At 42.9% G+C, this 25,270-nt stretch carries 26 protein-coding genes and 1 pseudogene; 19 read left to right on the top strand and 8 right to left on the bottom strand.

Annotated elements, in window-relative coordinates; translation table 11 throughout:
• The first annotated feature begins 176 nt into the window (after positions 1 to 176).
• The 7 genes from V5G28_RS03870 (at position 177) to V5G28_RS03840 (ending at position 7,210) form a co-directional block, all read left to right on the top strand.
• Positions 177 to 2,963 carry a two-partner secretion domain-containing protein gene (locus V5G28_RS03870; RefSeq protein WP_332993621.1) on the top strand — a complete coding sequence of 929 codons (2,787 nt, stop codon included), beginning with the start codon at positions 177 to 179 and terminating at the stop codon, positions 2,961 to 2,963.
• Between the two features lie 304 nt (positions 2,964 to 3,267).
• A complete protein-coding gene (locus tag V5G28_RS03865) occupies positions 3,268 to 3,492 on the top strand; it encodes an AbrB/MazE/SpoVT family DNA-binding domain-containing protein (RefSeq protein ID WP_332993619.1) in 225 nt (74 codons plus the stop codon).
• On the top strand, positions 3,489 to 3,884 hold the full coding sequence (locus V5G28_RS03860; RefSeq protein ID WP_332993617.1) for a type II toxin-antitoxin system death-on-curing family toxin: 396 nt from the start codon (positions 3,489 to 3,491) through the stop codon (positions 3,882 to 3,884). Before V5G28_RS03865 ends, V5G28_RS03860 begins: the two co-directional genes overlap by 4 nt.
• Before the next feature lie 236 nt (positions 3,885 to 4,120).
• Entirely contained in the window at positions 4,121 to 4,375 is a 255-nt protein-coding gene (locus tag V5G28_RS03855; protein WP_442994211.1) for a MoaD/ThiS family protein, read from the top strand.
• Positions 4,376 to 4,630: 255 nt separating this feature from the next.
• A complete protein-coding gene (gene thrC / locus V5G28_RS03850) occupies positions 4,631 to 5,935 on the top strand; it encodes a threonine synthase (protein WP_332993615.1) in 1,305 nt (434 codons plus the stop codon).
• A 95-nt stretch (positions 5,936 to 6,030) separates the two neighbouring features.
• Positions 6,031 to 6,306, top strand: coding sequence for a MoaD/ThiS family protein (locus V5G28_RS03845; RefSeq protein ID WP_073635374.1), 276 nt, complete (start codon positions 6,031 to 6,033; stop codon positions 6,304 to 6,306).
• A 223-nt stretch (positions 6,307 to 6,529) separates the two neighbouring features.
• A complete protein-coding gene (locus tag V5G28_RS03840; protein WP_332993613.1) occupies positions 6,530 to 7,210 on the top strand; it encodes a DUF2996 domain-containing protein in 681 nt (226 codons plus the stop codon).
• Here V5G28_RS03840 and V5G28_RS03835 read toward each other — a convergent pair.
• The gene (locus V5G28_RS03835) at positions 7,207 to 7,734 is read right to left on the bottom strand and encodes a TM2 domain-containing protein (protein WP_332993611.1); all 528 of its coding nucleotides are present in this window, start codon (positions 7,732 to 7,734) and stop codon (positions 7,207 to 7,209) included. The two genes, V5G28_RS03840 and V5G28_RS03835, sit on opposite strands and share 4 nt — an antisense overlap.
• Before the next feature lie 493 nt (positions 7,735 to 8,227).
• On the opposite strand from V5G28_RS03835, the gene V5G28_RS03830 reads away from it, so the two are divergent.
• From V5G28_RS03830 to V5G28_RS03815, 4 genes are all read left to right on the top strand, one after another.
• Positions 8,228 to 8,392: a hypothetical protein gene (locus V5G28_RS03830; RefSeq protein ID WP_332993609.1), complete on the top strand. Its 165-nt coding sequence runs from the start codon at positions 8,228 to 8,230 to the stop codon at positions 8,390 to 8,392.
• 437 nt (positions 8,393 to 8,829) lie between these two features.
• Complete coding sequence (gene acsF, locus V5G28_RS03825; protein ID WP_336229619.1) at positions 8,830 to 9,906, top strand: magnesium-protoporphyrin IX monomethyl ester (oxidative) cyclase; 1,077 nt, start codon at positions 8,830 to 8,832, stop codon at positions 9,904 to 9,906.
• A gap of 84 nt (positions 9,907 to 9,990) precedes the next feature.
• Positions 9,991 to 10,680 (top strand): hypothetical protein, encoded by a 690-nt coding sequence (locus tag V5G28_RS03820; RefSeq protein WP_332993605.1) that lies wholly within the window; start codon positions 9,991 to 9,993, stop codon positions 10,678 to 10,680.
• Between the two features lie 167 nt (positions 10,681 to 10,847).
• A complete protein-coding gene (locus tag V5G28_RS03815; protein ID WP_442994209.1) occupies positions 10,848 to 11,165 on the top strand; it encodes a DUF433 domain-containing protein in 318 nt (105 codons plus the stop codon).
• Positions 11,166 to 11,412: 247 nt separating this feature from the next.
• Here the strand turns inward: V5G28_RS03815 and V5G28_RS03810 are convergent, their stop codons facing one another.
• Positions 11,413 to 12,168 (bottom strand): phosphatase PAP2 family protein, encoded by a 756-nt coding sequence (locus tag V5G28_RS03810; protein ID WP_332993603.1) that lies wholly within the window; start codon positions 12,166 to 12,168, stop codon positions 11,413 to 11,415.
• 757 nt (positions 12,169 to 12,925) lie between these two features.
• Between V5G28_RS03810 and V5G28_RS03805 the strand changes: the two genes are divergently transcribed.
• Positions 12,926 to 13,723 (top strand): sulfite exporter TauE/SafE family protein, encoded by a 798-nt coding sequence (locus V5G28_RS03805; protein WP_332993601.1) that lies wholly within the window; start codon positions 12,926 to 12,928, stop codon positions 13,721 to 13,723.
• Here V5G28_RS03805 and V5G28_RS03800 read toward each other — a convergent pair.
• On the bottom strand, positions 13,706 to 14,371 hold the full coding sequence (locus V5G28_RS03800; protein ID WP_332993600.1) for a cadmium resistance transporter: 666 nt from the start codon (positions 14,369 to 14,371) through the stop codon (positions 13,706 to 13,708). The two genes, V5G28_RS03805 and V5G28_RS03800, sit on opposite strands and share 18 nt — an antisense overlap.
• A gap of 170 nt (positions 14,372 to 14,541) precedes the next feature.
• Here V5G28_RS03800 and V5G28_RS03795 point away from each other — a divergent pair, with 170 nt between their 5' ends.
• Positions 14,542 to 15,222 (top strand): cadmium resistance transporter, encoded by a 681-nt coding sequence (locus V5G28_RS03795; protein ID WP_332993598.1) that lies wholly within the window; start codon positions 14,542 to 14,544, stop codon positions 15,220 to 15,222.
• 111 nt (positions 15,223 to 15,333) lie between these two features.
• On the opposite strand, the pseudogene V5G28_RS03790 reads toward V5G28_RS03795, so the two are convergent.
• Positions 15,334 to 16,515: pseudogene (locus tag V5G28_RS03790) on the bottom strand (RNA-guided endonuclease InsQ/TnpB family protein).
• Positions 16,516 to 16,587: 72 nt separating this feature from the next.
• Here V5G28_RS03790 and V5G28_RS03785 point away from each other — a divergent pair.
• Positions 16,588 to 16,743, top strand: a complete 156-nt coding sequence (locus tag V5G28_RS03785) for a hypothetical protein (RefSeq protein ID WP_332992628.1) — start codon at positions 16,588 to 16,590, stop codon at positions 16,741 to 16,743.
• Positions 16,744 to 16,810: 67 nt separating this feature from the next.
• On the opposite strand, the gene V5G28_RS03780 is transcribed toward V5G28_RS03785, so the two are convergent.
• Both V5G28_RS03780 and V5G28_RS03775 read right to left on the bottom strand, forming a co-directional pair.
• Positions 16,811 to 17,248, bottom strand: coding sequence for an RrF2 family transcriptional regulator (locus V5G28_RS03780; protein ID WP_332993596.1), 438 nt, complete (start codon positions 17,246 to 17,248; stop codon positions 16,811 to 16,813).
• Positions 17,249 to 17,493: 245 nt separating this feature from the next.
• The gene (locus V5G28_RS03775) at positions 17,494 to 18,417 is read right to left on the bottom strand and encodes a LysR family transcriptional regulator (RefSeq protein WP_332993594.1); all 924 of its coding nucleotides are present in this window, start codon (positions 18,415 to 18,417) and stop codon (positions 17,494 to 17,496) included.
• Between the two features lie 565 nt (positions 18,418 to 18,982).
• Between V5G28_RS03775 and V5G28_RS03770 the strand changes: the two genes are divergently transcribed.
• From V5G28_RS03770 to V5G28_RS03760, 3 genes are all read left to right on the top strand, one after another.
• Positions 18,983 to 19,708 carry a cadmium resistance transporter gene (locus tag V5G28_RS03770; protein WP_332993593.1) on the top strand — a complete coding sequence of 242 codons (726 nt, stop codon included), beginning with the start codon at positions 18,983 to 18,985 and terminating at the stop codon, positions 19,706 to 19,708.
• A gap of 557 nt (positions 19,709 to 20,265) precedes the next feature.
• Complete coding sequence (locus tag V5G28_RS03765; protein ID WP_442994210.1) at positions 20,266 to 20,685, top strand: YidH family protein; 420 nt, start codon at positions 20,266 to 20,268, stop codon at positions 20,683 to 20,685.
• Between the two features lie 28 nt (positions 20,686 to 20,713).
• A complete protein-coding gene (locus V5G28_RS03760) occupies positions 20,714 to 20,965 on the top strand; it encodes a hypothetical protein (protein WP_332993590.1) in 252 nt (83 codons plus the stop codon).
• Between the two features lie 121 nt (positions 20,966 to 21,086).
• Here V5G28_RS03760 and V5G28_RS03755 read toward each other — a convergent pair whose 3' ends face one another.
• Entirely contained in the window at positions 21,087 to 21,542 is a 456-nt protein-coding gene (locus V5G28_RS03755; RefSeq protein WP_096570675.1) for an RrF2 family transcriptional regulator, read from the bottom strand.
• Positions 21,543 to 21,941: 399 nt separating this feature from the next.
• Positions 21,942 to 22,115, bottom strand: a complete 174-nt coding sequence (locus V5G28_RS03750) for a hypothetical protein (protein WP_332993589.1) — start codon at positions 22,113 to 22,115, stop codon at positions 21,942 to 21,944.
• Positions 22,116 to 22,304: 189 nt separating this feature from the next.
• Here V5G28_RS03750 and V5G28_RS03745 point away from each other — a divergent pair, with 189 nt between their 5' ends.
• Positions 22,305 to 22,988 (top strand): EamA family transporter, encoded by a 684-nt coding sequence (locus tag V5G28_RS03745; RefSeq protein ID WP_332993588.1) that lies wholly within the window; start codon positions 22,305 to 22,307, stop codon positions 22,986 to 22,988.
• A gap of 1,378 nt (positions 22,989 to 24,366) precedes the next feature.
• Complete coding sequence (locus V5G28_RS03740; protein ID WP_332993582.1) at positions 24,367 to 25,236, top strand: TauD/TfdA family dioxygenase; 870 nt, start codon at positions 24,367 to 24,369, stop codon at positions 25,234 to 25,236.
• The last annotated feature ends 34 nt before the right edge of the window (positions 25,237 to 25,270 follow it).

The raw sequence follows: 25,270 nt of genomic DNA, 5'->3' as shown, positions 1-25,270 counted from the left end.
GGGTTAGGGAGGATCGAGTCTTAACTGAACTGTATTGATTTCTAGCTAGGGAAAGTTTAGCCATACTTATTTCCCTAGTATTACTTTTTTTGTAGAAAATAAGCATGAGTTACTTTGAGTTGAACTAATTGTGGTCTAGTGAGGTAAACGCTGTAAAAACGTAGATCGAGGGTGCAATGTTCGGGATAAATACTACTTGGGGCTGCGTCTTAGCCATTGCGGTTAGTGGTGCGTATACTTTCAGTGCACATTCCGCTCTTGCTCAAATTACACCAGATGGTACTTTACCAAATAATTCCGTCATCAATATAAATGGGAAGATCTTCGATATCACTGGCGGAACCCAAGCGGGAAGCAATCTGTTCCACAGCTTTCAAGAGTTTTCCGTGCTTAGAGGTAACGAAGCTCACTTTAATAATGCAGTTGACATTCAAAACATCATTAGCCGTGTGACAGGTTCGTCTATTTCTAATATTGATGGTTTAATCAAAGTCCTAGGGAATGCCAACCTGTTTTTCATCAATCCCAATGGGATTATCTTTGGACCGAATGCCAGTTTAAAGATTGGCGGTTCGTTTATTGCAAGTACTGCCAGCAGTATAAATTTTGCTGATGGAACTCAATTTAGTGCGAAACCATCACAAAACCCACCCTTGTTGACGATAACCGCACCCCTGGGACTGAATATGGGCAGCAATCCGGGAAACATTACAGTCCAAGGACCAGGGCATCAATTCAACCTTGAGACGAGTGAAAGCCGCTCTCTTGATGATAGCGTTCCGAGATTACAAGTGGAACCGGGAAAAACCTTAGCACTCGTAGGTGGGAATGTCTCCCTTGAGGGTGGCTTACTTCAGTCACCAGCAGGACGTATTGAAATCGGCAGTTTTGGCAGCAATCAGGTTGTGAATCTCGTCCCAGTACAACAAGGATGGAAGCTGGGTTATGAAGGCGTTCCCAATTTTGGAAACATACAGCTTTCTGGTAAAGCATTCGTAACTACCACAGGAGATGGTGGTGGAGCAATTGCGATCGCTGGTAAGAACATCAGTCTCACTCAAGAATCACTTTTAGATGCTGATACCCTTGGCAACACAAATGCTGAAGGAATCAGCATTGTCGGTGAAAGTATTCTTGTCAATCAGTCCAAAATTAGAGCGAACACCTACAGTTTAGGGAATGGTGGACAAATTCAGATCAATGCCAACAACATTACGTTTGAGAATGACGGTGGCGTAGGCACTCAGGCAACAGCATCAGGAAAAGTGGGAGACATTTCCCTGAAAGCTGCTAATTCTATTGTCCTCCGACAAAGTGGGATAGGCAGCGATAACTATAGTGGAGGTAATGCCGGACAAGTCACAGTTGAAGCTCATTCTCTACAGGTTGTAGACAGATCTGGTTTTGCGACTCAAGGTAATGGTGGAAAAATCATCATTACAGCTGATGAATTAGAACTCCGTAATAATTCTGGTATTGGCAAAGGAGAGTCAGTTGCACCTAATAGCGGAGAAATCAGCATTACAGCAAATTCTTTGCAGATTTCTGACTACTCAGGGCTAGATAGCAGTACAGCAAAAGATAGCACAGGCAACGCCGGAGATATCAACATTCAGGTCGAAGGTCCTTTAGTGTTACAGAATAACTCAGGTATCAATACTAATACCTCAGGTGCGGGTAACGCAGGCAAAATCAACATTTATGCAAAGAATTTCCAGATTCAAAATCAAGCGGGGCTTAGCAGTATAACTAATAGCACAGGCAACGCCGGAGAAATCAACATTCGGGTTGCAGACCGTATGGAAATCAATTATGCTGGTATAAAGCCTGACTCCCCTGGCACGGGTGATGCAGGAAAAATCAACATTCATGCAAATTCTTTTTTCAGTCAAGCTTCGGAGATATCTAGCACTGTGAGTAACACAGGTAAACCCGGAGAAATCAACTTTAATGTCGCAGGAGCTTTAGAGTTACGGGGAACTGGCGTATATACTAACACCAAGGGAGCGAGTAACGCTGGAAAAATCGACATTAATGCAAACTCTTTGCTGATTGAAAATGCGCAGATCAATAGCGAAACGAAGGATAATAGCACAGGTAATGCTGGAAAAATTACTGTTACTGCTGAATCTTTAAAAATAATTAACCGTGAAAACAACCCTGACCTTGTTGGAATTTTTGCAACCTCTTTAACGGGTAAGGGTGGAGATATTGAGCTAAACATAGGAAAGTTACTTTTGTTGCGTGGTAAGAGTTCTATCTCCACCAATGCGGGTATTAGCGGTCAAGGTGGTGATGGTGGCAACATCACTATCAATGCTCGCAATGGCTTTATTGTTACAGTTCCAAATGAAAACAGCGACATCAGCGCTAATGCCTTTCAGGGCAGTGGTGGCAAAATCAGAATTAGATCTTTGGGGAATTTTGGCATCCAACAGCGTAGTCGGGAAGACTTGGTACGCGAACTGAATACCAACGGTATCACCGATATCAAGACGGAAAATTCACCAAGGAATGATATCACAGCATTTTCCCTAATAAACCCAAATTTAAGTGGTCAAGTAACGATTAACACACCTGATTTTGAGCCGAGCAAAGGATTAGTTGAACTCCCTGTAGTGTTAGTTGATACCTTTAATTTGATAGAAACTAGTTGTGGTACCTTTGCAGGAAAAAAGGGTAGCGAATTCACCATTACCGGACGCGGCGGCTTACCTCCTTCTCCTTACGAACCCCTCAGCACTGATGTTATATGGTCTGATACTCGCTTAGCAGCTATTGCCGCGCAACAGCAACATTCAGAGATTACGACTGCTAAACCACCCTCTAAACAACCAAACAGTATGCCAATTGTACCTGCTACTGGTTGGGTGTTCGACGGCAAAGGGCACGTTACCCTCATCTCTCATACCTCAGGTGGCAGTAGTTCGGGGTCTACTCCTGCGGCGTGCCCCAAACAGTAAAACTCATCCTTGAACAATGGCCCACTATATAGCAATTCTCACTCGCACGCCAATACACGTAGCCCGGTAGGGGCATAGCGGGCGCTCATACGTGTCAACTTAACCTAAAACTCTTCAAAAATCTCGTTTCCAGGTCTAAGCAGGAAATGCGGTTTAAGTGGCTAGTAACGCAAGTATGGGAGGCAGAGCCTCCCAATGGTATTCCAAGCCTCTGACTGGGAACAAGGCAACACAATTGGTACCAACGCGGGCGACCTTAATTTGTTATTACAATAGTATTACTATCACCCACAAGGAACTAGTCGTGTATAAGCTTAGAATTCGCAAAGTAGGGAATTCTTTAGGGACTACTCTCCCTAAAGAAGTGCTGCAAAAATTAAGGGTTCGGGAAGGAGATACTGTGTTTGTTACTGAAACACCAGATGGAGTTCAAATCACTAGCCATGATCCAGATTTTGAAAAAGCCATGGAAGCTTACAGGAAAGTAAGTACTAAATATAGGAATGCTCTGCGTGAGTTAGCGAAGTGAAAGAACCGTTTTGGTTGGAAGAAATAGTTGTTAAAGCCATGCATGGAGATCAGCTTGCTCAACACGGTGGCTTACCTGGCATTAGAGACAACAATTTACTTTCAGCCAGCTTAGCAAGACCTAAAAACTTGTTTGCTTATGGGGAACCACCACCATCCATATTTGACTTGGCATCTGCTTATGGTTATGGATTAGCGAAAAACCATGCTTTCATGGATGGCAATAAAAGGATAGCCTTTGTGGTGATGGCTACTTTTCTTGAAATAAACGGATACTCACTTAATGTTCCAGAAATGGAAGTTGTTATTATGATGGAACGGCTAGCAAGTGACAAAGAAACTCAAGAATCAATAGCTGAATGGTTGCAAAAAAATTCACTCAAAAATCAATAAACTGGGCGAGCAGGGATGCCCACCCCACAAGATCGGATAGTTTATTTGTTGGAAATCCTTATCTGAAATACACCTGAGCATAAGAACACTGCCAATACCGTTCGGATTGTGATACTCGTGAATGATACGATACGGAGTTGCGTTCAAGATATCAACTGTTGAAGGGAGGTGAAATGGTATTAGTGGTGGAAGTAGGTCAAATATTTTCACTACGTTTATCATCCATTTGTATCTCTATGTCTGGAATTACCGTTACCGTTAAATTATTTGCTGCTTACCAAGAAGCTTATCGAGTCCCAGAACTCGTACTGGAATTTCCTCAGAATACAGCAGTTAAAGAGGTGCGCGATCGCCTAATTACCGAACATCCGGAACTCGCTCAATTGCGCGATATTACCCGCTTTGGAGTGAATTTGCAATTTGTCGAACCAGATACCATCCTGCAAGACGGGGATGAGGTGGTGTTAATTCCGCCCGTCAGTGGCGGCTGAGATGAAATCCGTTTGATTGCTAATCGTTAGGACAGACAGTCTGACGCCGAAAATATTCGAGTAAGTTCTTAAGTCAATATCCTATTATACCACTTTTGGGTTTTGGATTCTAGATTCAACTTTGGATTTTGGATTCAATACTATATTTGTATGTTGAAAACATACCCGACAAAATTTGTCGGGTATGTTTGACGAGTATTTTTGCTCGTGTTACTATCAATCGACAGTTGACGGACATCCAGGGAAAGCTGACTTATGACACAGGCGACAACCACCAACACCCAAGCCACCACTGCCACGTTTAAATCCTTGAAATGTAAGGAATGTGGCGCGGAATATGAACTCAAGGCTCTTCATGTGTGCGAGTTCTGCTTTGGTCCATTGGAAGTAAGCTACGACTATAGTGCCCTGCGCTCCACCGTCACCCGTGAAACAATTCAGGCGGGACCAAACTCAATCTGGCGCTATCGTAAGTTTTTGCCTGTAACCAGCGAAAACCCGATTGATGTGGGAACTGGTATGACTCCGTTGGTGCGATCGCACCGCTTGGCACGTCGCCTCGGTTTAAAGAAGCTATACATCAAGAATGATGCCGTCAACATGCCCACCCTCAGCTTCAAAGATAGGGTGGTTTCAGTTGCTCTCACCCGCGCACGCGAGTTAGGTTTCACCACTGTTTCTTGCGCTAGCACGGGTAACTTAGCAAATTCTACCGCTGCTATTGCGGCACACGCTGGTTTAGATTGTTGCGTGTTCATTCCCGCTGATTTGGAAGCTGGAAAAATTTTGGGAAGCCTGGTTTACAGTCCCACCCTCATGGCTGTCAAGGGTAACTACGACCAAGTCAACCGCCTCTGTTCGGAAGTTGCGAATACACATGGATGGGGTTTTGTCAATATCAACCTGCGTCCTTACTACTCAGAAGGTTCCAAGACACTAGGCTTTGAAGTAGCAGAACAACTGGGTTGGGAACTGCCTGACCACATTGTTGCACCTTTAGCATCTGGTTCGTTGTACACGAAAATTTACAAAGGCTTCCAAGAATTCGTAGAAGTTGGTTTGGTGGAAGGCAAGAAAGTCAAGTTCAGCGGCGCACAAGCTGAAGGGTGTTCACCGATCGCCCAAGCTTATAAAGAAGAACGCGACTTTATCAAACCAGTGAAACCGAATACAATTGCCAAGTCGCTGGCGATCGGTAACCCAGCAGATGCTGTTTATGCTTTAGACGTAGCCAAGAAAACTGGTGGTCATATTGAATCAGTCACCGATAGCGAAATTATCGAAGCGATCAAGCTGCTGGCAGAAACAGAAGGCATCTTCACAGAAACTGCAGGTGGTACAACTGTCGCTGTGCTGAAGAAGTTGGCAGAAGCTGGTAAGATTGACCCAGATGAAACCACCGTGGTGTACATTACCGGAAATGGCTTGAAAACCCAAGAAGCCATACAAGGTTACATTGGCGAACCTCTGACGATTGAGGCAAAACTCGATAGCTTTGAACGAGCGCTAGAGCGTTCCCGGACACTGGATCGCCTAGAATGGCAGCAAGTCCTGGTTTAGTCATTAATCATTGGTCATTAGTCATTGGTGATTAGAAAGAACAAATGACTGATGACACACAACCCTTAACTTCCAACTCACGACCCTCCAAATCTATGTCTGTAAAAGTTTTAGTTCCCACTGCTCTGCAAAAATTTACCAACAACCAAGCCACCCTAGAATGTAAAGGCAGCACGATCACTGAACTGTTTGACTCTCTAGAGCAAAGCTGTCCTGGTATTAAGTCGCGGTTGTGCGATGAAAGTGGACAGCCAAGGCGGTTCCTGAATTTGTACGTAAATAGTGAAGATATCCGGTTTTTGGACGGATCAGATACACCATTGAAAGATGGTGATGAAGTGAGTATTGTACCTGCTGTAGCTGGAGGCTAGGACAATTCAAAATTCAAAATTCACGCATTCAAAGTTCAAAATTCAAAATAATTATTTTGAATCCATGACATTGGAATTTGAATGAATTTGTCCTCAAACGAGGTAGCCTTTAGTGGCTCGAAAAAGTGGTCGTTGTTTGGAGACAGGCCTGGCTGTGTCAAAATGAAGATGACAAAGACCTCCAGGTGATCTCTCATAGCAAGACAAAGGATAGACCTGAGCAATGGCAGAAGAAACAAATCACAATGAAGCCGGGGAAGTTGCTCCCAGTACTGTAGACAAGCAGGCTCCCAGTGTCGCTGAAGAACACGCTCCCAGTACAGACTCACCCGAAGCGACAGACATTCCTACGGCAAACGCGCCAGATCCCAAAGCCGCAAACCCAGAAACTAATCCCAATGCGGCAAAAACAACAACTGCAGGACCCAAGGGCGAGAAGCCAGCAGGAGCCGCTAAAGCAGGAGCAGGGGATAAAGCCGCAGCAGGGGAAAAAGGAGCCGCTAAAGCAGGAGCAAAAAAAGAGAAAGCACCAGCGGTAGAAGATAAGCCATTTGCAGATTTTATCCAGCAAGATTACTTGCCGGCTGTACAAAAGGCGATCGCATCTCAAGGGGTGCAAGATTTACAGCTGAATTTTGCCAAGCAGAAAATTTCCGTCATTGGTTTTAACACAAATGAGGAATGCTGGCAAATCGCGGGTAGTTGGCAGAATGGTTTGCGCCAGTTTAACCTGTATTTTACCGAAGAAGATATTCAAGGGAAAAAGGCTTTTTCCTGTTACGAAGGCAAAAAGCCCAGCACTCTTGAGTCATTCTTAATCGATGAGCGCAAAGTCACGCTTGATTTACTGGTTTATGGACTGGTACAGCGCTTGAACGGGCAAAAGTGGCTGGGGAGAAATTAGTTCAGCTCGTGGAAGTGGTAGATTACGGCTCCGGTAACGGGGTCGTTATCTATCCTCGCATATCCTGATTTCAGCAATTCCTTGAAAACAGTTTCCACCTCAGTAAAGTTTGCCCCCGTATCCACAACTGCTTGAGTGACGGTAAGTTGACCGCCCCTTTTTTCCGCAGCTTTGAGCAATTCCATCATCAGTTTTTCCTGTGGAGAGCGATACACTTGGGTCGCAACAGCAGGTTGATTCAAAGGCACACCCAAAGGCGATAAACCTGCTTTGAGTCTAAGTTTCATTTGCTGTTCATCAACCATATTCGGGATAATAAACAAGTCTACAAACTGCCCTACACCAAACACACCACCAGTCACCAGCCACAATATACCCGTCCCTATTTTGCCATTGTATAAACGGTGCAATCCGCCCAAGCCAACAAACCAGGCTGCACTCAAAATGTAGGAGACAAGAAGACGTTCTTGATTGTCTTTATTGTTATTATTATTAATATTATTTTTGTTGTTTTCTGCATTCATCTCGTTTCCATCCCCTCTAATTCACTCTTTCCTAAGTACATTCCTACTCTGTTTTTTTCGGATCAGGATAAGCAGCCAAAGTTTTCAGAATTCCTATACCACCGCGATTGCGTGGAGCGCACTGCCCCAAAGGGGCGATCGCTCTTATTCCTAAGATAACCAGCTTAGATAAATTTTCCTGAGTTAAATGTTACATTAATTACATATATAATCATACGGCTATATCTTTCCAGTATGACGGATTTGCGCTTACCCCACCTCACCCAGTAGATTCATCCGACTGAGTGATTTAAGTTAACGTGAGTTCGATGAATTTGATTTGACCTCGCTTCCATTCCTCTCCCCTACAAGGGGAGAGGCTTAAAACTGTGATTTTTTCGTTGCTCCTCCCTCTCCTTGTAGGAGAGGTCCGTTGGGTGGGAGAGGTGTATTGAACTCACGTTAAGGGATTTCCAAGAAATAAATTATCCATCTTGTGGGGGAGCCAGCGCGAATGACGGCTTTCCCGACAGTAGGCGACTGGCGTTGGGCAGGAAAGCCCGCCCTGAATATTGGGACGGGTGGGGACACCCATCCCACAAGAAAATTTGGGATATTTTTTTATTTGGAAGTCCCTAAGTTAGTAGCCCTCATGAACTGCGTACACCAAGACGCATAAAAATTTTTTTCCTCTGCTCCTCTGCTCCTTTGCTCGCCTGCTTTTTCAAGTCAGGATGGCTTATACTACAGGCTACACATCCTCGATTGCGGATTTCCCAAAAAATTGAACTGTTGTTGCAACTCTTAACGTTTTCTCCGCCTGTACTCACCCTGTACCTTGATAGACTGAACTATAACAAATAAAATACTGTCGTCTATTGTGCCTTGTGAGTCCAGTCCTGCAGGCGGTGAGACCAGTGCTGAAGGAGGGTTTCCCTCCGCAGGCAACTGGCGTATCTCTTTCAGAGACGCTTCGCGAACGCCTTTGGCGTGCGCTTTGCGCATACCCGAAGGGGTTTCCCACGCCCAGGGAACTGACGAACCCGTAAGGGTGAGGGTATTACTGTTGACTTTCGCAGGCACTCAAGATAATAAGACATTCATGGCAATCAAGACATGGTAGATTCCCTAAAAAAACCAGGCTTTGAAGAAATGCGGTCCGGGATTAAAGTCCCAGCCCAAGAAACCCTACTGACACCCCGATTTTACACGACCGACTTCGATGAGATGGCAAAGATGGACATCTCGCCAAACGAAGACGAGTTACAAGCCATTCTGGAAGAGTTTCGTGCAGACTACAACCGCCATCACTTTGTTCGGGATGCCGAGTTTGAACAATCCTGGGATCATCTTGACGGGGAACCTCGCCGATTGTTCGTGGAATTTCTAGAGCGTTCCTGTACGGCAGAGTTTTCCGGCTTTTTGCTGTACAAAGAACTCGGTCGCCGCTTGAAAGACAAAAGCCCCGTCTTGGCAGAATGCTTCACTCTCATGTCTCGCGATGAAGCGCGTCATGCTGGCTTCTTGAACAAAGCGTTGTCCGACTTCAATCTGGCGTTGGATTTAGGCTTTTTGACCAAGAGCCGCAAATACACCTTCTTCAAGCCGAAGTTCATCTTCTACGCAACTTATCTTTCAGAAAAGATTGGTTATTGGCGCTATATCACAATTTATCGTCACCTTGAAGCACATCCAGAAGACCGGATTTATCCGATTTTCCGCTGGTTTGAAAACTGGTGTCAGGATGAAAACCGCCACGGGGATTTCTTTGATGCCATCATGAAATCTCAGCCGCAAATGTTAAATGATTGGAAGGCGCGCTTGTGGAGTCGGTTCTTCCTGCTGTCCGTGTTCGCGACGATGTACCTCAACGACGTCCAGCGCAAAGACTTTTATGCGTCAATTGGTTTAGATGCACGCGAATATGATGTTTACGTGATTGAAAAGACCAATGAAACCGCAGGGCGAGTGTTCCCAATTACACTGGATGTTCAGCATCCGGAGTTTTATCAACGGTTGGAAGTTTGTGTTAAGAATAACGAGAAGCTAACAGCAATAGCTAGCTCAAAAACTCCCAAATTCCTGCAATTCTTCCAAAAACTCCCCTACTACATCTCTAATGGTTGGCAGCTGTTGCGGTTGTACTTCATCAAACCACTTGATGCTGCTGCTACCCAAGGCGCTGCTCGCTAGATTATAAGGCTTTTGCTAAAACTTAAGTGGTTCTGCACAATGCAGAGCCACTTTTTTTTTACAAACCGCGCAGGACACAGAGGAATGAGAGAGCAGTTATCAGCTTTATGCTTTGCAGTAGGTATGAGTTTGGTTTTGATGGCTGCTCCTGGTTTGTGTGATACGCCTTCAAAAGACGCCCAGGATTTGAATCTAAGCCCGGAAATCATTAAGAATAGTCCGGTTTTGCAGCGTTGGCGGCGTCAAGTGCCAAATGTGTTGGAAGACATTAAGAATGATCCCAGCTTTCCTACCAAGGTACGGCTAGGCTATTCTTACTTTTCTTCTGACCAAGTATTTGGAGTAAATGTGGGTGTCGAGGATGTATTTATTGGTCGTACTGGTTTAACGCTAAGTGGTAAATATCAAACAACATTTAATGGTCAACGAGAGGCTTACGGTGCAGACGTGCATTATTATTTACGTCCTTTGGGTAGCTACATCAATATTGCACCAGTGGTAGGCTATCGGCACCTGGAAACAAACAGCTACTCAACAGATGGAGTGAATTTGGGTGCAAAACTGTTGTTAGTGTTGTCTCGCGGTGGTGCAGCAGATATTTCTTTGACACAGAGTTGGGTGGCTCCGGGTACTGGAGAAGAAGTTGGTTTAACAACATTATCAGTAGGCTACGCCATCACTCGCCATATGCGTATATCTACAGATATTCAGCAGCAAAATGCGAAACAGGATAAAGCCACTCGCTTAGGTGTGGTTTTAGAGTGGATACCTTGAACAAGAAATGCTGAGCGCAGTCCCTACCTAAAAATACTGTACCTCTGTCTGTCAAGGGTGTTGAAACAGTAATCAGCACTGCTTATGGTAGAACCAAACCTCGGGGAAATGATTTTTGATCCCTCAACACTCTGAAGGATTTTGAGCATTTACCGCTTGAGCAGTTAGTGACAGATATCTTAGAGAAGGATCGGCGGGTGGCTGAGATTATGGCAGAGATTAAAGCGATTTTGGAGGGCTCATTTATGTTAGGTTTGGACAGAATTACATTTGACCCACACATCATGGCTGGACAAGCTTGTATTCGGGGAATGCGTGTTCCAGTTTCATTAATTTTGAATTTGGTTGCTAATAGAAAAACAGTAACGGAGATTATTGAAGACTATCCATATTTAGAACCTGAAGATATTCAGCAATCATTGATGTACGCAGCATGGTTAGCGCCTGAGCAGGTTTTCCCAAGAAGATATGAGAAAGTAGGATGAAGTTCTTATACCAATTCTGTATGAAGACGCGCCTAATTATCTTAGGACTTAGCACAAGAAATAAAAAACGTAGACGCGCAGCGGCGTGCCGCAGGCTACCGCCAAGAGCGCCAAGAACGCCAAGAAATAAGAGGTTAAGAGAGTTTAGCGCAGCTTCATAAAGAAACGGTATTAGCAGATATGGGTATTTCACCCCCTGTAGAGACGCGCTCTCATGAAAGCGTCTCTACAAATGCCGGTTAATAAATTAGTTTATCTGAGCAGTATTGCTTTCTAATGTAGTTTCCTCCGCAGCAGGAGTTTCAGTGACAATTGATGCCTTAGTCAAATGAGGTCTAATAATCAGACTTACGCCAATTGCCCAGGCTATGGAAACCATCCAGCCTGCTAAAATATCACTGGGAAAGTGAACCCCTAAATAAAGTCGTGTCCAGGCAATAGCCAATACGAATAAGCTTCCAACAATCAGAATTACCCAGCACCAAACGCTACCCCATGTCAAAATGACTAGAGTTGCTACCAACGTCATACTCGTCATGGAATGACCACTGGGAAAAGAAAAGTCTAACTCTGGTGCTTGTGAATCCCACAGGTGGGGACGCACTCGATGCATAAATTCCTTGGCTGTGCGGTTGATGATGGCGCTTCCCACCACACTGGTGAGTAGATAGGTGAGCGATCGCCACCGTTTTTGAATTAACAACACCAGCCCTAAAACACAAACTACCGGAAACACAATCCGAAACGACCCAAACTTAGTCAGCGTTACGGCGATCGCATCCAGTTGCGCCTGTGCTGTAGAGTGAATTGCTACGAGAACCGACATATCCCAAGGAAAACCACCTTCATGCTTCCAGACTTCTATTGCCAGCAGCCCAAAGATTTGTAAAGGTAAATAAATCCCTACCAGTAGCAACAATAAAGAACGCCAACGGGAAACGAGCAGTTTTTGAGAAAAGTTGAGGAAGGACGGGATAAGCTTGCTTCCATTCGTATTAGACATTTTCAACAAAACCTAACAGAATTTCTACGACTAATATATGCACTTCACTGCCCGCCGCATCCCCCCAAAGCATCACGGAGGTGAGGAGGGGTTTCATTTGTCGCCTTCTTCTATCAAGTTTTGGGGATTATACAGCTTCAACTGGTGAGGTCACTGTCCTCCATACGTACTCGTTGGTCCGGGAGGAGCGACTGGGGACTGGGTACTGGGCAATACAGTTCAGTTAAGGATTGATCCTCCCTAGCCCTCCTTAAAAAGGAGGGAACTAAGTACACGTCACCATAAAAGGGGGTTCGGAATTCGCTTGAAGGATAAATCATTGTCCAGAGTTGTCAAGATTTTGATTTCCGACCCCCATTAATGAGGAGTTGTACTAAGCCCCCTTTTTAAGGGGGTTGGGGGATCTTAACAAAACTAAACACCACTAACTTAACCGTATTGGGGGACTGGCGACTGGCGACTGGGGGAAATGCTCCGATTGGGGAGGGCTTTATTGCCTCGGACATAATTTTGAGGCTCCCTTACCCAATCCCTAATCCCCAATCCCCAGTCCCCTTTACACCGACGATTAATCTTTCGTAGCAAAAAAATAGAAACTCATATGTGCCATTACTCTGGACGTTTGCCCACTTTTTAAGTTAAAGTACGGTAAGCCGATTGAGTTTTGGAATTAATACGCAACAGGGGATTGTATCTATGACGCTGAGTTTCACCTCAGAGAGAAAACACCATCAAACCCTGGTACTAGAACAGCAGTATGAATTACTCATTACTACCCCTATTCAGTTTCTTCATTGGTATTATTGTAGGTTTGACAGGCATTGGCGGAGCATCTCTGATCACGCCAATGCTTATTTTCTTGTTTCAGGTTCCGCCTTCGATCGCTGTGAGTTCTGATGTTGTGGCTGCCACCTTGATGAAGTTTGTCGGCGGCTTCAAGCACTGGGAACAGCAAACTGTGGACGTGGAAGTGGTGAAATGGCTTGCCTTTGGCAGCGTTCCTGGATCGCTGTTTGGGGTAGGAATTTTGCACTTTGTTAAACAAACAGGAGAGCATAACCTAGACCACATGATGCTGCAATTGGTTGGGATGATGATTCTGTTTGTCACCTTGTCAGCACTCGCACAACTGCTGCTATTGACATTTTTCCCGAATGTGAAATTACCAGAACTGCCAAAGTTTGACTTAAAAACGAAGTTGGGTCGTGCTTTAGCAATGAGTGTAGGAGCGGTTTTAGGCTGTTTAGTTGGTCTTACGAGTGTCTCCTCCGGTTCAATGTTTGCATTGGTGCTGATTGCCTTTTTCCAGCTAGATGCTCGTAAGTTAGTGGGTACAGATATTTCACAAGCAGCAATTTTATTATTTTTTACCGCCCTTGGACACCTCACCCTTGGGACAGTTGACTGGAGTTTGGTATTACCAATATGGTTAGGCTCTGTACCTGGGGTACTTCTTGGTGCTAAACTTTGCCAGCTTGCGCCTCAACGCCCACTACGGTTTATCATTTATACACTCTTGCTTATGGTGAGTTATAAGTTAGTTTCCCCAGTGTGAGCCAAATAATAGGCTGAATGTTCCTCTTTCATACATGATCAAAAGACCCAAGGAAATCAACACAAAAGGAACGGCAGCTCTACCATAGCGGCTTAAGATAGAAGCGACCGCACGTTGACGAGCTAATAGATAAGCAATAGCACACCAAACCCCGACCAGTAGAAAAAATACAATCAAAGTGACTTGCAAACTGGCAAAGCTCTTACCAGCAAACAAGGGTATGTAGATACTGATATTATCACCACCATTAGCAAGCGTGACCGCTGCGACTTTATAAGTTTGAGGATGTAAAAGACTCAAGAAAAAAGACACTATGGGGTGACTATATGAAGACTGCTGGAAATCAGTGGTTACTGTCTGAACTTCCGTAGTCTCTTCTTTTTGCACCAGTTGCTTTATACCAATTGCTATAGGTAATAATCCCAGAAATCCAATCCATTCTCGTGGGACTAGCAAGCCACCAAAGAACCCTGGTAAGCTGGCAATGATGATAGCTGCAAAACCAAAGTACTGACCAATGACAATATGTCGTCGTCGAAAATTGCCATCGACTTGTGAGAAAAATAGTAACAAGATAAGGATATCATCAATATTGGTGGCAACGAAGGCGATGACACTTTCAGTCAAAGCTGTCCAAAGTTGATTCATGCTCAATAATCATAAAATATGATGTTATCAAATCATAAATTATTAAAATTCAAATTATGATATATAGCAATCCTAAATTATTCGTGAATAATTAGATTCCCGACTTCTTCAATAAGTCGGGAATCTAAGCGTTTTAATTTTCATAAATCAAATAGGATTGTTATACATACATGAGTGAGTTAGTTTCTGCAATTAGCACAGGGATAGTTGCGTTCACCGCCACTAACATCGATGATATTGTTATCCTTTTGCTCTTTTTTTCTCAGGTAAATTCTACCTTCACTCGTAGGCAGATTATTGCAGGTCAATATCTAGGGTTTACAGCACTTGTCATTGCCAGTCTCCCTGGTTTATTTGGTGGTTTAGTCTTACCGCCAAACTGGATTGGATTACTAGGTTTAATTCCTATTGCTATAGGTATCAGCAGTTTAATAAATCAAGAAGATTCTTCAGAGGAAGCCGCAGCAGAAACAGAACAATTAGAAGACAAGACTTTTGCTAGTTTTCTTTCTCCCCAAACCTACAGTGTCGCAGCTATCACTATTGCTAACGGTAGCGATAATATTAGCGTTTACATACCGTTATTTGCAAGTACCGATTTCGGAAGTTTTTTGGTGATTATAGCGGTCTTCTTTCTGCTTATAGGAGTTTGGTGCTATTCTGCATACAAATTAACCCATCAAACAGGAATAGCTGATATCCTAACTCAATACGGTAATTATGTTGTGCCTTTTGTTTTGATAGGATTAGGAACTTTTATCGTTTTAAAAAGTGACGCTTTGAACCCAATCAAACTCCTAGCTAGCTGTCTATGTTTGGGTATTCTTGTAAAAGACGACAATAGCTTGTAATTCATAATTAACGACTTAATTACAAATTACAAATTACGAATTTTTGACACTCCCCTGGCTGTGTGAATTTCGCTTCGCTCATTCCCACTTAAAGCCAGGGGATTCTGTACTCTACGTCAGAATTTGCCCTACCAGATTTTCACCAAGTAGCGTATTGATTCCAACTCCTACAGCGTTTGTTCGGGATTGCCCATCCCTACCTTTTGCAAGATTCAGAATATTTATCGCTGCGTTCACATCCCTTTGTAACTCGCAACCACAAACACATTTATGTGTACGAGTTGAGAGGGATTTTTTCACGACTGTGCCACAATCCGAGCATTTTTGAGATGTCATTCTCGGATTAACAGCTACAACTGTAGTATCGAACTTACGAGCGAAATATTCCAACCAACGACGAAAAAGACTCCAAGCCGCATCATTGATAGACTTGGCTAAACAGTGATTTCTTACCATGTTCTTCACAGTTAAATCTTCGTAGGCGACTAAGGCGTTAACCTTGCACACGCAGCGTCCCAGTCTCTTGGAATGCTCATTACGTTGTCTACTTACTTTTAAATGCTTCCGAGCATATCTCTGTCGAGCTATTCGTCGTTGATTTTTGCCTTTTTCCTTCTTGTATATCTGACGTTGAGCGTGTTTGATGACTTTTTCGGCTTTTCTCAAAAACCTAGGATTCTCTTCATGATGTCCATTGGAATCAGAATAGAAAAACTCAAGCCCGACATCAAGCCCTAACTCGCCATTACCTGTTCTTTGTTCTGATTTAATATCAACATCGACCGCGAACTGACAATAGTAACCGTCACCTTTACGAACTAATCTAACTCGCTTGATTAACTTAGTAGGATACGTCTGAATCTCCCATTTTCCTAGTAGTCTGACTTCTCCAATACCTTTTTTATCGGTAAAGAAAATGCGTCGCTTCGTAGGATGTCATGACCAGCCGCTAGTCTTATATTCAACTGAACGATTATCTTTCTGGAAACGAGGAAAACCCTTCTTTCCAGATTTCTTAGTCTTGCAGTTGTCGTAAAACCTAGCAATAGATAACCAGGCTCTTTCTGTTGCAGCCTGACAAGCCATTGAATTTAATTCTTTAACAAATCCAAATTCTTTACGCAATGCTGTTGAATAGTTATTTAGAGCAATCTTGTCTACTTTCTGTTCTCTTGGTGCATCCATCCAATATCTAATCGCCTTGTTTCGGATGAACTGAGTAGTTCTAATAGCCTCATCAATGGCGCGATATTGTTCTTGCTTACCTTTCACTTTGTATTCTAGTACCAGCACTGCGTTATCACCTCCTTGTTTTGTTTAATTGAATCTATGTTAATATTAATATGTTCGCGCTGTGTACAAGTAATGGCAAAAAAAGATTTACATATTCGGATTACTGAACGCAGAATCAATAAGCTACGTTTATTAGCAGTCGAAAAAGATAAAACAATTACTCAAATTATTGAAGACTTAATTGATACTTTACCCGAACCACAAAAAGAAAACATCACGGCAGGGTAAACCCTGCGTTGTGGCTTTCATCCCCGGACTGAAGTCACGGGGTTTTCAGCCTACCCCTTATAATTCGTTAGATATAGTACATCAGTTCCATCTGTCGTCGTTTCTCCCGTTGCTCATAAAGGTCGTGGAGCGTATACTTTTCCAGAACAGAGTAAGCTGCTTGACGCGCATCTTGCCACATCTCCTGAATGACTTCAGTTTCTACTGTTGTGGCAGTGGAATGTTTATCAGCCACACCAGCGTCTAATCCTTCTATGCAACGGAAAGCATCTAGAAGAGTCATCTTGCGTGGATCTCGTGCCAGAACATATCCACCTTTGATACCGCGTATGCTCTTAATCAAACCTCCACGCCTTAATGTGGCAAGAATTTCTTCTAAATAGCGGTTTGGTATATTTTGTCGCGCTGCTATTTCACGGATCTGTAAAGATTCACCAGTAGCATAACAACCAGCGAGCGCTACGAGAGAAAGAACTGCATACTCAAATTTATTAGAGAGTTCCATATGCAAGAGAAAATAGACCCACTTAGTTATTTCCTGCAATGAGGCTGAATATCAGCCCAAACAATAGTATTTGGGTCACAATCACGCAGGCAATCTATAGACAACCTTAGTTTGGCATCGCTATTCTAGTATAAAGAAGAGCTTTTATAAAAGCAAATACTTTGATTTCTCATTTTAATAAAAAAAAGTGATTGAAAAATGCAAAAATTTGAGTTTTAATTTGTATTGCTCTTCTGACTAGACGCCTATACCATAACGTATTGGGTCAAAATTTGTTCAAAAGCATTGGCAATTCGAGTCTGAAAGCGCTGTCGGTGTTTGAGCTTCCAAACAGGTTGAACAATTTCTAGCTTTGTACCAGAACTTCTATCTACGATATGAATTGGGTGAAGTGTAGAGAGCTGTAGTTCTTTTCTGACCATCAATTCAGGAATTGCAGCAGCACCAACACCGCTTTCCACCACAGCCTTTACCATTTCGCTACTGCTCAAGACGAAAACAACATCCAATTGGGCTGGATCAATTCCCCAATTTTGCAAGGCTTGCTCAAACATTTGTTGCGCTCCCGAACCTGACTCTCGCATCACCCAAGTGGTGTCATGCAGTTCCGGTGGGGAAATTTCGGTGCGATCAAACCAAGGGTGAGATGTGCCGACAACAATTTGTAGGCGATCGCTCCCCACAACTTCCACTTCTAGATAGTTCTTGAGCGAGGGTTTAACTTCTCCTGTCACTAAACCAAAATCAAAAAGCCCTGTCGCTGTCCCTTCGCAAATTTCTTCTGCATTACCCAGCGTACAATCGATATGAATGCCGGGATATTGGCGCTTGAACTGGCTAATTTTGTCTGGTAACCAATAGTTACCAATAGTGAGACTCGATGCCAGCTTTAACTCACCCCGTTGTAGATTGTTTAATTCTCGCAAGCCCCGCTCAGTTAAAGAAACGTGGTCAAGAATTTTCTGCGCTTCCATTTGGAGCAATTTGCCAGCATCAGTAATTTCGACATGGCGACCAATCCTATGGAATAGTTTCACCCCGTATTCTGCTTCCAAGCTTTGAATCGCTGCACTAACAGCGGGCTGGGTAATGTAAAGCGTTTCTGCGGCACGCGTAAAGTGCATGACTTCCGCAACTGCTAAAAAAATTCGCAACTGCTCAAGCGTCATTTTGGCTCTTTAAGACTTCTTGGGTGTTTTATTTTCGCCACTATCGGCTAACATATCGTATAGTATTGTACGGTAATTCTAGAAAAATTCCGTTGTTAAAATTCAAATTTTGCTGACATAGTTAGCTTCAACTTCTCTACCTCAGCGTAGTTAAAAAGATAGAGCAAAGTAGTATCAGTGGTGACTTCATAAGTAGATCCCTGTTTACTTACCGAGTTAGAAATAAAACTATTAAATATTTTCATAGTCAAACATACCACAAACGTTGCTGTCAGAAATTAAGACTTAAGGTCAACCTCCTGCTTGTAACTGTAAATGACAAATTATAAAGGTGATTTATTTTACAAAAGCTAGAACAATTCATAAATTCAATCTATGACTTTGACAAAAAACAATATTTGCTTCTACTGATGGGTAGCAATAAAGTGAAAACTATGCAACTTCGTTGGGTGATGACGACAAAGCAAGCAACTCCTCCAGTGGTGATTCGTTCATCGCTTGATGACGAAATCTAACGTCAGCTTAGACAACGCAAGCAAAAGATAAGAACAAAGGACAAACAGAAATGAGCTTATACACTGCAATTCCCACAGGGCTGTCTGCCTTCGTTGCTACCAACCTCGACGACATTGTCATTCTCTCTCTGTTTTTCTCCCAGGTGAATGCAATGTTCCGTAATCGTCACATTGTTACGGGGCAATACCTTGGTTTCAGTGCCTTGGTTATGGTTAGCTTACCCAGTTTCTTCGGCAGCCTCATCCTACCCGAACCTTGGATTGGATTGCTAGGCATTGCTCCGATTATGATTGGCATCAGTCGTTGGGTAAACCAGGAGGATAACGATAATCCTGAAGTACAGGTAGAAAAACAAGAGTCTGATAGATCTTGGTTGACTAGCTTTTTGTCTCCCCAAACTTATAGTGTTGCTGCTGTGACAGTTGCTAATGGAAGTGACAACATAGCTATTTACGCACCGTTATTTGCCAGCAGTACTTGGGAGAGTTTGGCAGTCATCCTGGGAGTATTTTTCTCACTTGTGGCAGTTTGGTGTTATACAGCATATCAGTTAACCCGCATACCGATGATGGTTGATATCTTAACCCGCTACGGTAATCAACTTGTTCCCTTTGTTCTGATTGGGTTGGGAGTTTTGATATTAGTGGACTGTCACACTTTGGAAAATCCTGCTTTGGCTGTACTCACTTTAGTCATAAGCTTTTTTTGCTTGCTGAGTGTAAGTAAGAACCTTTGGAAAACACCTGAAGTTGCATCTGAAGTTGAAAAAAATTGAAAAAAACTTAGAATTCACAAATCAGAATGACCCCACAGAAAAATCCCTGAGATTTAGAAAGGAAAAAACGATTGCAAAGACGAACAAATCTCAGGTTTTGTCACCTCGACTTTCCACTTCGTCTCAAAAAAATGTCAAATTTAATTATGACAAATGATTGTAATACCAGTCTTATTTAAAATTAACATAATAAAAGTCTTAATATTTTATTAAGTTTGCTGTATAATACAAATAAAGTTTATTGCTTTTTCAATAAATTAAAATAAACATTTTAATTCTTATTGTCACGTTTGGAATACTCTTAAAACAAGTCTATAAGATCAAGATTAACTTTTCTAAAATAGATTTTGCTCAGTTTCATAGAAGAGATTAAACCAGTGAACAGTGAACAGTGAACAGTCCTGAAGGCGTATGGTGGGGGGTTTAAACCCCCCACCAACGCTTTCCACGCTCTTGGTGTGGTGTTTCCCCCAACGATAAAACTGATAACTGATAACTGATAACTGATAACTGATAACTGTTAAAAGGTTGTGTCAATGCAGCTACCATTCAAATTTATGAAGGCTAATGGAGAAGCTTCAGAAAAAGAAAAGCCAAGGAAACCGAGTTCGGATAGAGTGCGAGAGCATTTAGCAAACGAACGAACTTATCTAGCATGGATGAGGAGTGGAATTGCCCTAATGGGGTTTGGTGTTCTTATTGTCCGCTTGCGTATCCTCCGTCCTCCTCTGGCACCTCAAGCACCTGGTAATGGTTGGAAGTTAGGTTTAGCCTTTTCATTAGTTGGTTTACTAACAGTAATGCTTTCAGGTCAGCATTACCTGACTGTGCGTCGCGACATCGACGAGGATACCTACGAACCAGCAGATCGATGGGTTATCCTCTCCAGCCTCGCTGTCATACTTCTGGGAATTGGGGTTGTCTATTACGTCTTTACAGTTCCTCTGGACTTGTTAAATACAGTCATAGTTGAGTGATGAAGCTGGGCATAAACTGTAGGGTGGAGTGAGAAAAATAGTAGCATTTTCGCCGCGCCCCAAAACCGCCAGTCGTTTGACGCCACTCCCCAAGGGCGGAGGGAACCTCCGCACGGGGGTGGCTCCGGAAGGTTTCCCTCCTGCACCGCTTTTTCTCCTACACCCTGCACTTTCCTGCGGTTTAATTGAATTGAATGGTAGCGGCACTTTAGGCACGAAGTGCCCGCCAAAGGCGATGGGCGAACGCGAGTCCGTGTCCTCTGGACTCAGCCCCGGATAAAGGCGATCGCCTCGACGCAATCACCTCCCAGTGTTAGGGAATCTCGCTTCAGCGAACTAGAGTTCGTCTGCCTAAGTGTGTAAAATCTTTTGCTATCCGCATATAGTGACTCCGAGAATGTCTAAATGTAATACATTGGACCCTGCTGCAAGCGAGCCTCTCTTTGCTGACACAAGTCTTGCAGTGTATAGCTGCGCAAAACCTCAATAGAGGCGATGTTGGCTTGCTCCCAAATTTCATGAACCAAATTCCTTTCCAAAGTGGGAGTAACAGAGGATTCTCTCTCTTTGCGTTCACCTTCCACCAAAGTGACAATTTCCAGCAAAGTAATTTGCCAAGGTTCACGAACTAAAACGAAGCCTCCTCTTGAGCCACGATGACTCTGTACAACACCTGCTCGCCGCAAATTGGTAAGAATTTGTTCCAGATAGCGCTCCGGTATCGGTTGCTTAGCAGTGATTTCACTCATAGTTAGAGGGGCTCTGTTTCCCTTATTGCTAGCCAGTTCTAGAAGTGCCAGCAGCGCGTATTCTACTTTGGAAGACAGATCCAAAAGAGTGTAGTTTTGGCTATTCAAGTCCGTACTCAATATACTACTGTTAGTCGATGGATTTAGAGTAAATTTATGAAAAATTAATTTTCGTGGCAGTGTTGGATGTGATAGCATCGCATTTGCTGTCCAGAAACCTTCATAATCCTATCAACTTTGCGTAGATTATTTCACATAATTACCACAAATGAGTTCATCGATCAGACAATTTACACACCTGGCTTGTTTGTTGAGACTAGGTGTGGGGGAGCCAGCATTTGTGGAGGTGGCGATCGCCTGTGCAACTGGCGTTGTAGAGTGTAGGTGATGATTCCGGGAACTGGCTATCCCAAGGCGAGTTCTCTCAACGATGCGGCAGTATGCCAAAAATATAGCAGGGGACGCTTGGACTCTTTACTGGGGACTGGGTGAAAAGTCTTTTTGTGTCTAGGTTTTATCATCTGTTGATGTCCTAACCACCTTGGCTGTTGCTATACCACTAGCGTTGATTTGGATTCTGCTACCAAAACCCGTGAAAGGATTAGAGGTAATATCGCTGTTTTCTTGTGGTTTAGCAACAATGAAACCACTAGGAGCATTGGATAGTAATATTACCGCCATCACGATCCTTGGTTAACCAATGAATAGAATCAGTTCAGTTCCCCCATTACCACCAACTACTCTTGTCCTTTTGTCAATAGGCTGTGCTCAATTAGGTTCAGCACTTGCCAAAAGCCTGTTTGCAGCCTTGAGCCCAATGAGCGTAGTGTCTCTGAGGGTTGGATTTGCGGCACTCGTGTTGTTGATGCTGTGGCGAAAAGATCTGGTGGGAATATTCGCTCAAACTACGGGCTTTTGATTCTTTTTGGTCTATCGTTGGCTTTGATGAACTTATCGTTCTACATGGCTGTTGAGCGCATTCCGCTTGGTATTGCCGTGACTGTTGAGTTTATTGGACCGTTAGGCGTGGCAATTGTCAATTCCCGTCGGCTTATTGACGTGCTGTGGGTACTGCTGGCAGCGATTGGTATCATCTTGTTAGCTCCCGTGGGTGGGCTAAAGTTAGATTTGGTTGGCGTGGCGCTGGCACTTGTTGCTGGAAGTTTCTGGGCTGCTTATATCCTCTTCTCTGCCAAAGTCGGTCAAGTTTTCCCTGGAGGAAGAGGACTCGCCTTAGCAATGGCAGTAGCAGCTATTGTACTTTTACCAATGGGAGTGTTAGCAGGGGGTTCAGCATTGCTCAAGCCCAACGTGCTGCTGATGGGATTTGGTGTAGCGATGCTTTCATCAGCTGTTCCTTATTCGCTGGAACTGGAAGCACTGCGCTTTTTACCCGTAAGAGTGTTTGGTGTGTTGATGAGTCTGGAACCTGTGGCTGCTGCACTCATGGGCTTTATTGTGTTGGGAGAAACTTTGAACCTTCGCGCCATCATGGCAATATTGCTCGTCTCTGTTGCAGCTGCTGGTGCTTCTAGGTTCGCAACTCGTGATTAAATAAAGAGGATGGAGTTGCTTGTAGAAAATTGATGTATCCGCCAATGAACCATTCGACAGACAAGCATACACTGGAATTGTGCCAACAAGAACATAGCCGAGAGAGATAAGGTAAAGCACTACATATTTATTAATGACAGCAATGTAGAAATAGGCAGAAGAGCCTGAATGACAAATTTTATAGTAAGAATTACTCAAGCCGGAATCATGTTATAGAGAGTGCAATGCAAATGAAGCTGATAGAAAAGCATCGCTAGAAAATTATGATGCAAGCACTTCTATTAACGATTATAACTCTATTTTTACTTGTAAAAGGGATCAAACTTTGTGGAGTCAAGACAGTAGATTTTGGCGCACACTCAGGCGTGATCTGCATTGGGGAACAAGTAGGGATCAGACTTATGGTAAATATCAAAATTACCACTATCTAGGGCGCTGTTTGCAGTTTTGGGTGTTCTTATTTGTAGTTGAGTATACCTAATAGAAAAAATGTTGAGTAAACTGTTGTATTCATTGCTCAATTAGTTTATTATCCGATCGAGCAAAAATAAATGAATTGTCTCTTTTGCATCTATACCCTACAAGTGTGTGAGGAATTTCAAGTCCACCTTTTTTTTGCCCCCATCGGGCGAAGGCGTTGAGTGAACAAATGCTTTCTCACATTATTGTTTGGAAGATGCAAAACAGTAGAATAATGTAACGATGCCAACGACTGTATGTTACACGTAGGGGTGCATGGCTATGATTATTAATGAAAACAGACAAGATATACAATGGTGCTATGTTACCGCAGCGGTAATTGCTCAATATGGTGTACCGATAAGCACGAATATAGAAAATCGATTTCTCTAAGAAATTGGTTTTTTTATTTTCAGTACTCCTTAGCTGAACTGTATTAGGCTATCAAAATTCGGTTCCTTTCTAATGACATTTTCAACATAATCATAGGATAACTCGCTAAGTTCGTAGAAGGATGAGCACAGCTAGCGAGACTACATAAGAGAAGGACGAAATAACTATTAAGCCTATCTCAATATTGGTTATTGTCAACGTCTGGGAATTATTAAAAATCCCAAAATTATGACAATTTCCAGCGCACAAATCAACGACACCTTCGTTGTTGCAAAGCTTTCAAGGAGTTTGTTAATGAATAATAGCTCTGATGATTTTCAATCTGGTCAGTTTCCGATTTCTCAATCCTAAAGCTAAATCCTTGCGATCTATTCCCATTTGAACATTGGCAACTAAGACGTGTACGATTGCGAAAGCGATTGACTGAGTTCTTTTGAGGACACGCTGCGCGAACGCCAGGGCGCTGTGCGCGATCGCGTTCTGTAATCTGATGAATCACCATTAGTCAGAAGAAGGAGTTTGTACGATGCTGACAGATAATCTCCAAAGAGTTAAAAGAGATGAGTTTGGAGCAAATTTGGATGAGAAAGAAATTCTTGAAGCTTCCCAAATCGATATTAGTCAGGTAATACTAAAAATTAGTAAAGTTGCAGAAATTTCTGAGACAGAGCTACAGAGGCTATTTGAGATATTTAACAAATTTGAATTTGTCATACTAGAATGTGAACCATTGCCGCACCCTGAAGAAAATTTATTAGCTTTAAAGAAATTTTTTGGTTCAGTAAAGAGACATAAACTTGCCGCCCCAAATGGTATTACTTCGATTGAAAATTTAGGCAATTCCCCCCTTGGTAAGACTTATGTGGCTACCACTAATAAAATGCATTTAATGCATACAGACGGTTCATATGAAATTGAACCTCCTAAAATTGTTGCTATGCAATGCGAAGTCCCTTCTAAAAATGGGGGATTTTCTCAAATTGTTTACGCTGAATCAGTCTATGAATACTTAAGGATAAATCATCCCCAAGAATTACAGAATTTGTTTACTCATGCATTGACGATAGCAAGAACTGAGGAAACAGCTACACGAGCGATATTTGTTGAACAAGAAGGCAGAATATCAATGACTTTTAGATCAGATTCAGTTGTCTCAATGACAATTCCGCCTCAAATGGAAAAGGTTTACAACATTATCAAAAACTATGTTAACGATCCAAAAAATCATTTTACCTATCAACTCAAAGCGCATCAAATTCTATTAATTGACAATACTACTGTACTACATGGAAGAACATCTTTTCCAGATCATGAATTTCGTAAGTTAAACAAATTATGCTTTGATGGAATTTCAGAATATTGCCGTCATCTCCAGTTTGGATTTATCCCTAAATGAAAATTGTGAAATCCTTAGGAAAGCCATTAAAAAG

The sequence above is a fragment of the Scytonema sp. PRP1 genome, assembly GCF_036697665.2.
Taxonomy (GTDB): Bacteria; Cyanobacteriota; Cyanobacteriia; order Cyanobacteriales; family Nostocaceae; genus Kalymmatonema; species Kalymmatonema gypsitolerans.
Note: the sequence above shows the minus strand (reverse complement) of the source record. Positions and strands in the feature narration are given on the sequence as shown.

What these genes read in the sequence shown, in the direction of transcription:
- V5G28_RS03870 (WP_332993621.1), top strand. Translation starts at nt 177, where the DNA reads ATGTTCGGGATAAATACTACTTGGGGCTGCGTCTTAGCCATTGCGGTT.
- V5G28_RS03855 (WP_442994211.1), top strand. Translation starts at nt 4,121, where the DNA reads ATGTCTGGAATTACCGTTACCGTTAAATTATTTGCTGCTTACCAAGAA.
- thrC (WP_332993615.1), top strand. Translation starts at nt 4,631, where the DNA reads ATGACACAGGCGACAACCACCAACACCCAAGCCACCACTGCCACGTTT.
- V5G28_RS03845 (WP_073635374.1), top strand. Translation starts at nt 6,031, where the DNA reads ATGTCTGTAAAAGTTTTAGTTCCCACTGCTCTGCAAAAATTTACCAAC.
- V5G28_RS03840 (WP_332993613.1), top strand. Translation starts at nt 6,530, where the DNA reads ATGGCAGAAGAAACAAATCACAATGAAGCCGGGGAAGTTGCTCCCAGT.
- V5G28_RS03835 (WP_332993611.1), bottom strand. Translation starts at nt 7,734, where the DNA reads ATGAATGCAGAAAACAACAAAAATAATATTAATAATAATAACAATAAA.
- V5G28_RS03830 (WP_332993609.1), top strand. Translation starts at nt 8,228, where the DNA reads ATGACGGCTTTCCCGACAGTAGGCGACTGGCGTTGGGCAGGAAAGCCC.
- acsF (WP_336229619.1), top strand. Translation starts at nt 8,830, where the DNA reads ATGGTAGATTCCCTAAAAAAACCAGGCTTTGAAGAAATGCGGTCCGGG.
- V5G28_RS03820 (WP_332993605.1), top strand. Translation starts at nt 9,991, where the DNA reads ATGAGAGAGCAGTTATCAGCTTTATGCTTTGCAGTAGGTATGAGTTTG.
- V5G28_RS03810 (WP_332993603.1), bottom strand. Translation starts at nt 12,168, where the DNA reads ATGTCTAATACGAATGGAAGCAAGCTTATCCCGTCCTTCCTCAACTTT.
- V5G28_RS03805 (WP_332993601.1), top strand. Translation starts at nt 12,926, where the DNA reads ATGAATTACTCATTACTACCCCTATTCAGTTTCTTCATTGGTATTATT.
- V5G28_RS03800 (WP_332993600.1), bottom strand. Translation starts at nt 14,371, where the DNA reads ATGAATCAACTTTGGACAGCTTTGACTGAAAGTGTCATCGCCTTCGTT.
- V5G28_RS03795 (WP_332993598.1), top strand. Translation starts at nt 14,542, where the DNA reads ATGAGTGAGTTAGTTTCTGCAATTAGCACAGGGATAGTTGCGTTCACC.
- V5G28_RS03785 (WP_332992628.1), top strand. Translation starts at nt 16,588, where the DNA reads ATGGCAAAAAAAGATTTACATATTCGGATTACTGAACGCAGAATCAAT.
- V5G28_RS03780 (WP_332993596.1), bottom strand. Translation starts at nt 17,248, where the DNA reads ATGGAACTCTCTAATAAATTTGAGTATGCAGTTCTTTCTCTCGTAGCG.
- V5G28_RS03775 (WP_332993594.1), bottom strand. Translation starts at nt 18,417, where the DNA reads ATGACGCTTGAGCAGTTGCGAATTTTTTTAGCAGTTGCGGAAGTCATG.
- V5G28_RS03770 (WP_332993593.1), top strand. Translation starts at nt 18,983, where the DNA reads ATGAGCTTATACACTGCAATTCCCACAGGGCTGTCTGCCTTCGTTGCT.
- V5G28_RS03765 (WP_442994210.1), top strand. Translation starts at nt 20,266, where the DNA reads ATGAAGGCTAATGGAGAAGCTTCAGAAAAAGAAAAGCCAAGGAAACCG.
- V5G28_RS03750 (WP_332993589.1), bottom strand. Translation starts at nt 22,115, where the DNA reads ATGGCGGTAATATTACTATCCAATGCTCCTAGTGGTTTCATTGTTGCT.
- V5G28_RS03740 (WP_332993582.1), top strand. Translation starts at nt 24,367, where the DNA reads ATGCTGACAGATAATCTCCAAAGAGTTAAAAGAGATGAGTTTGGAGCA.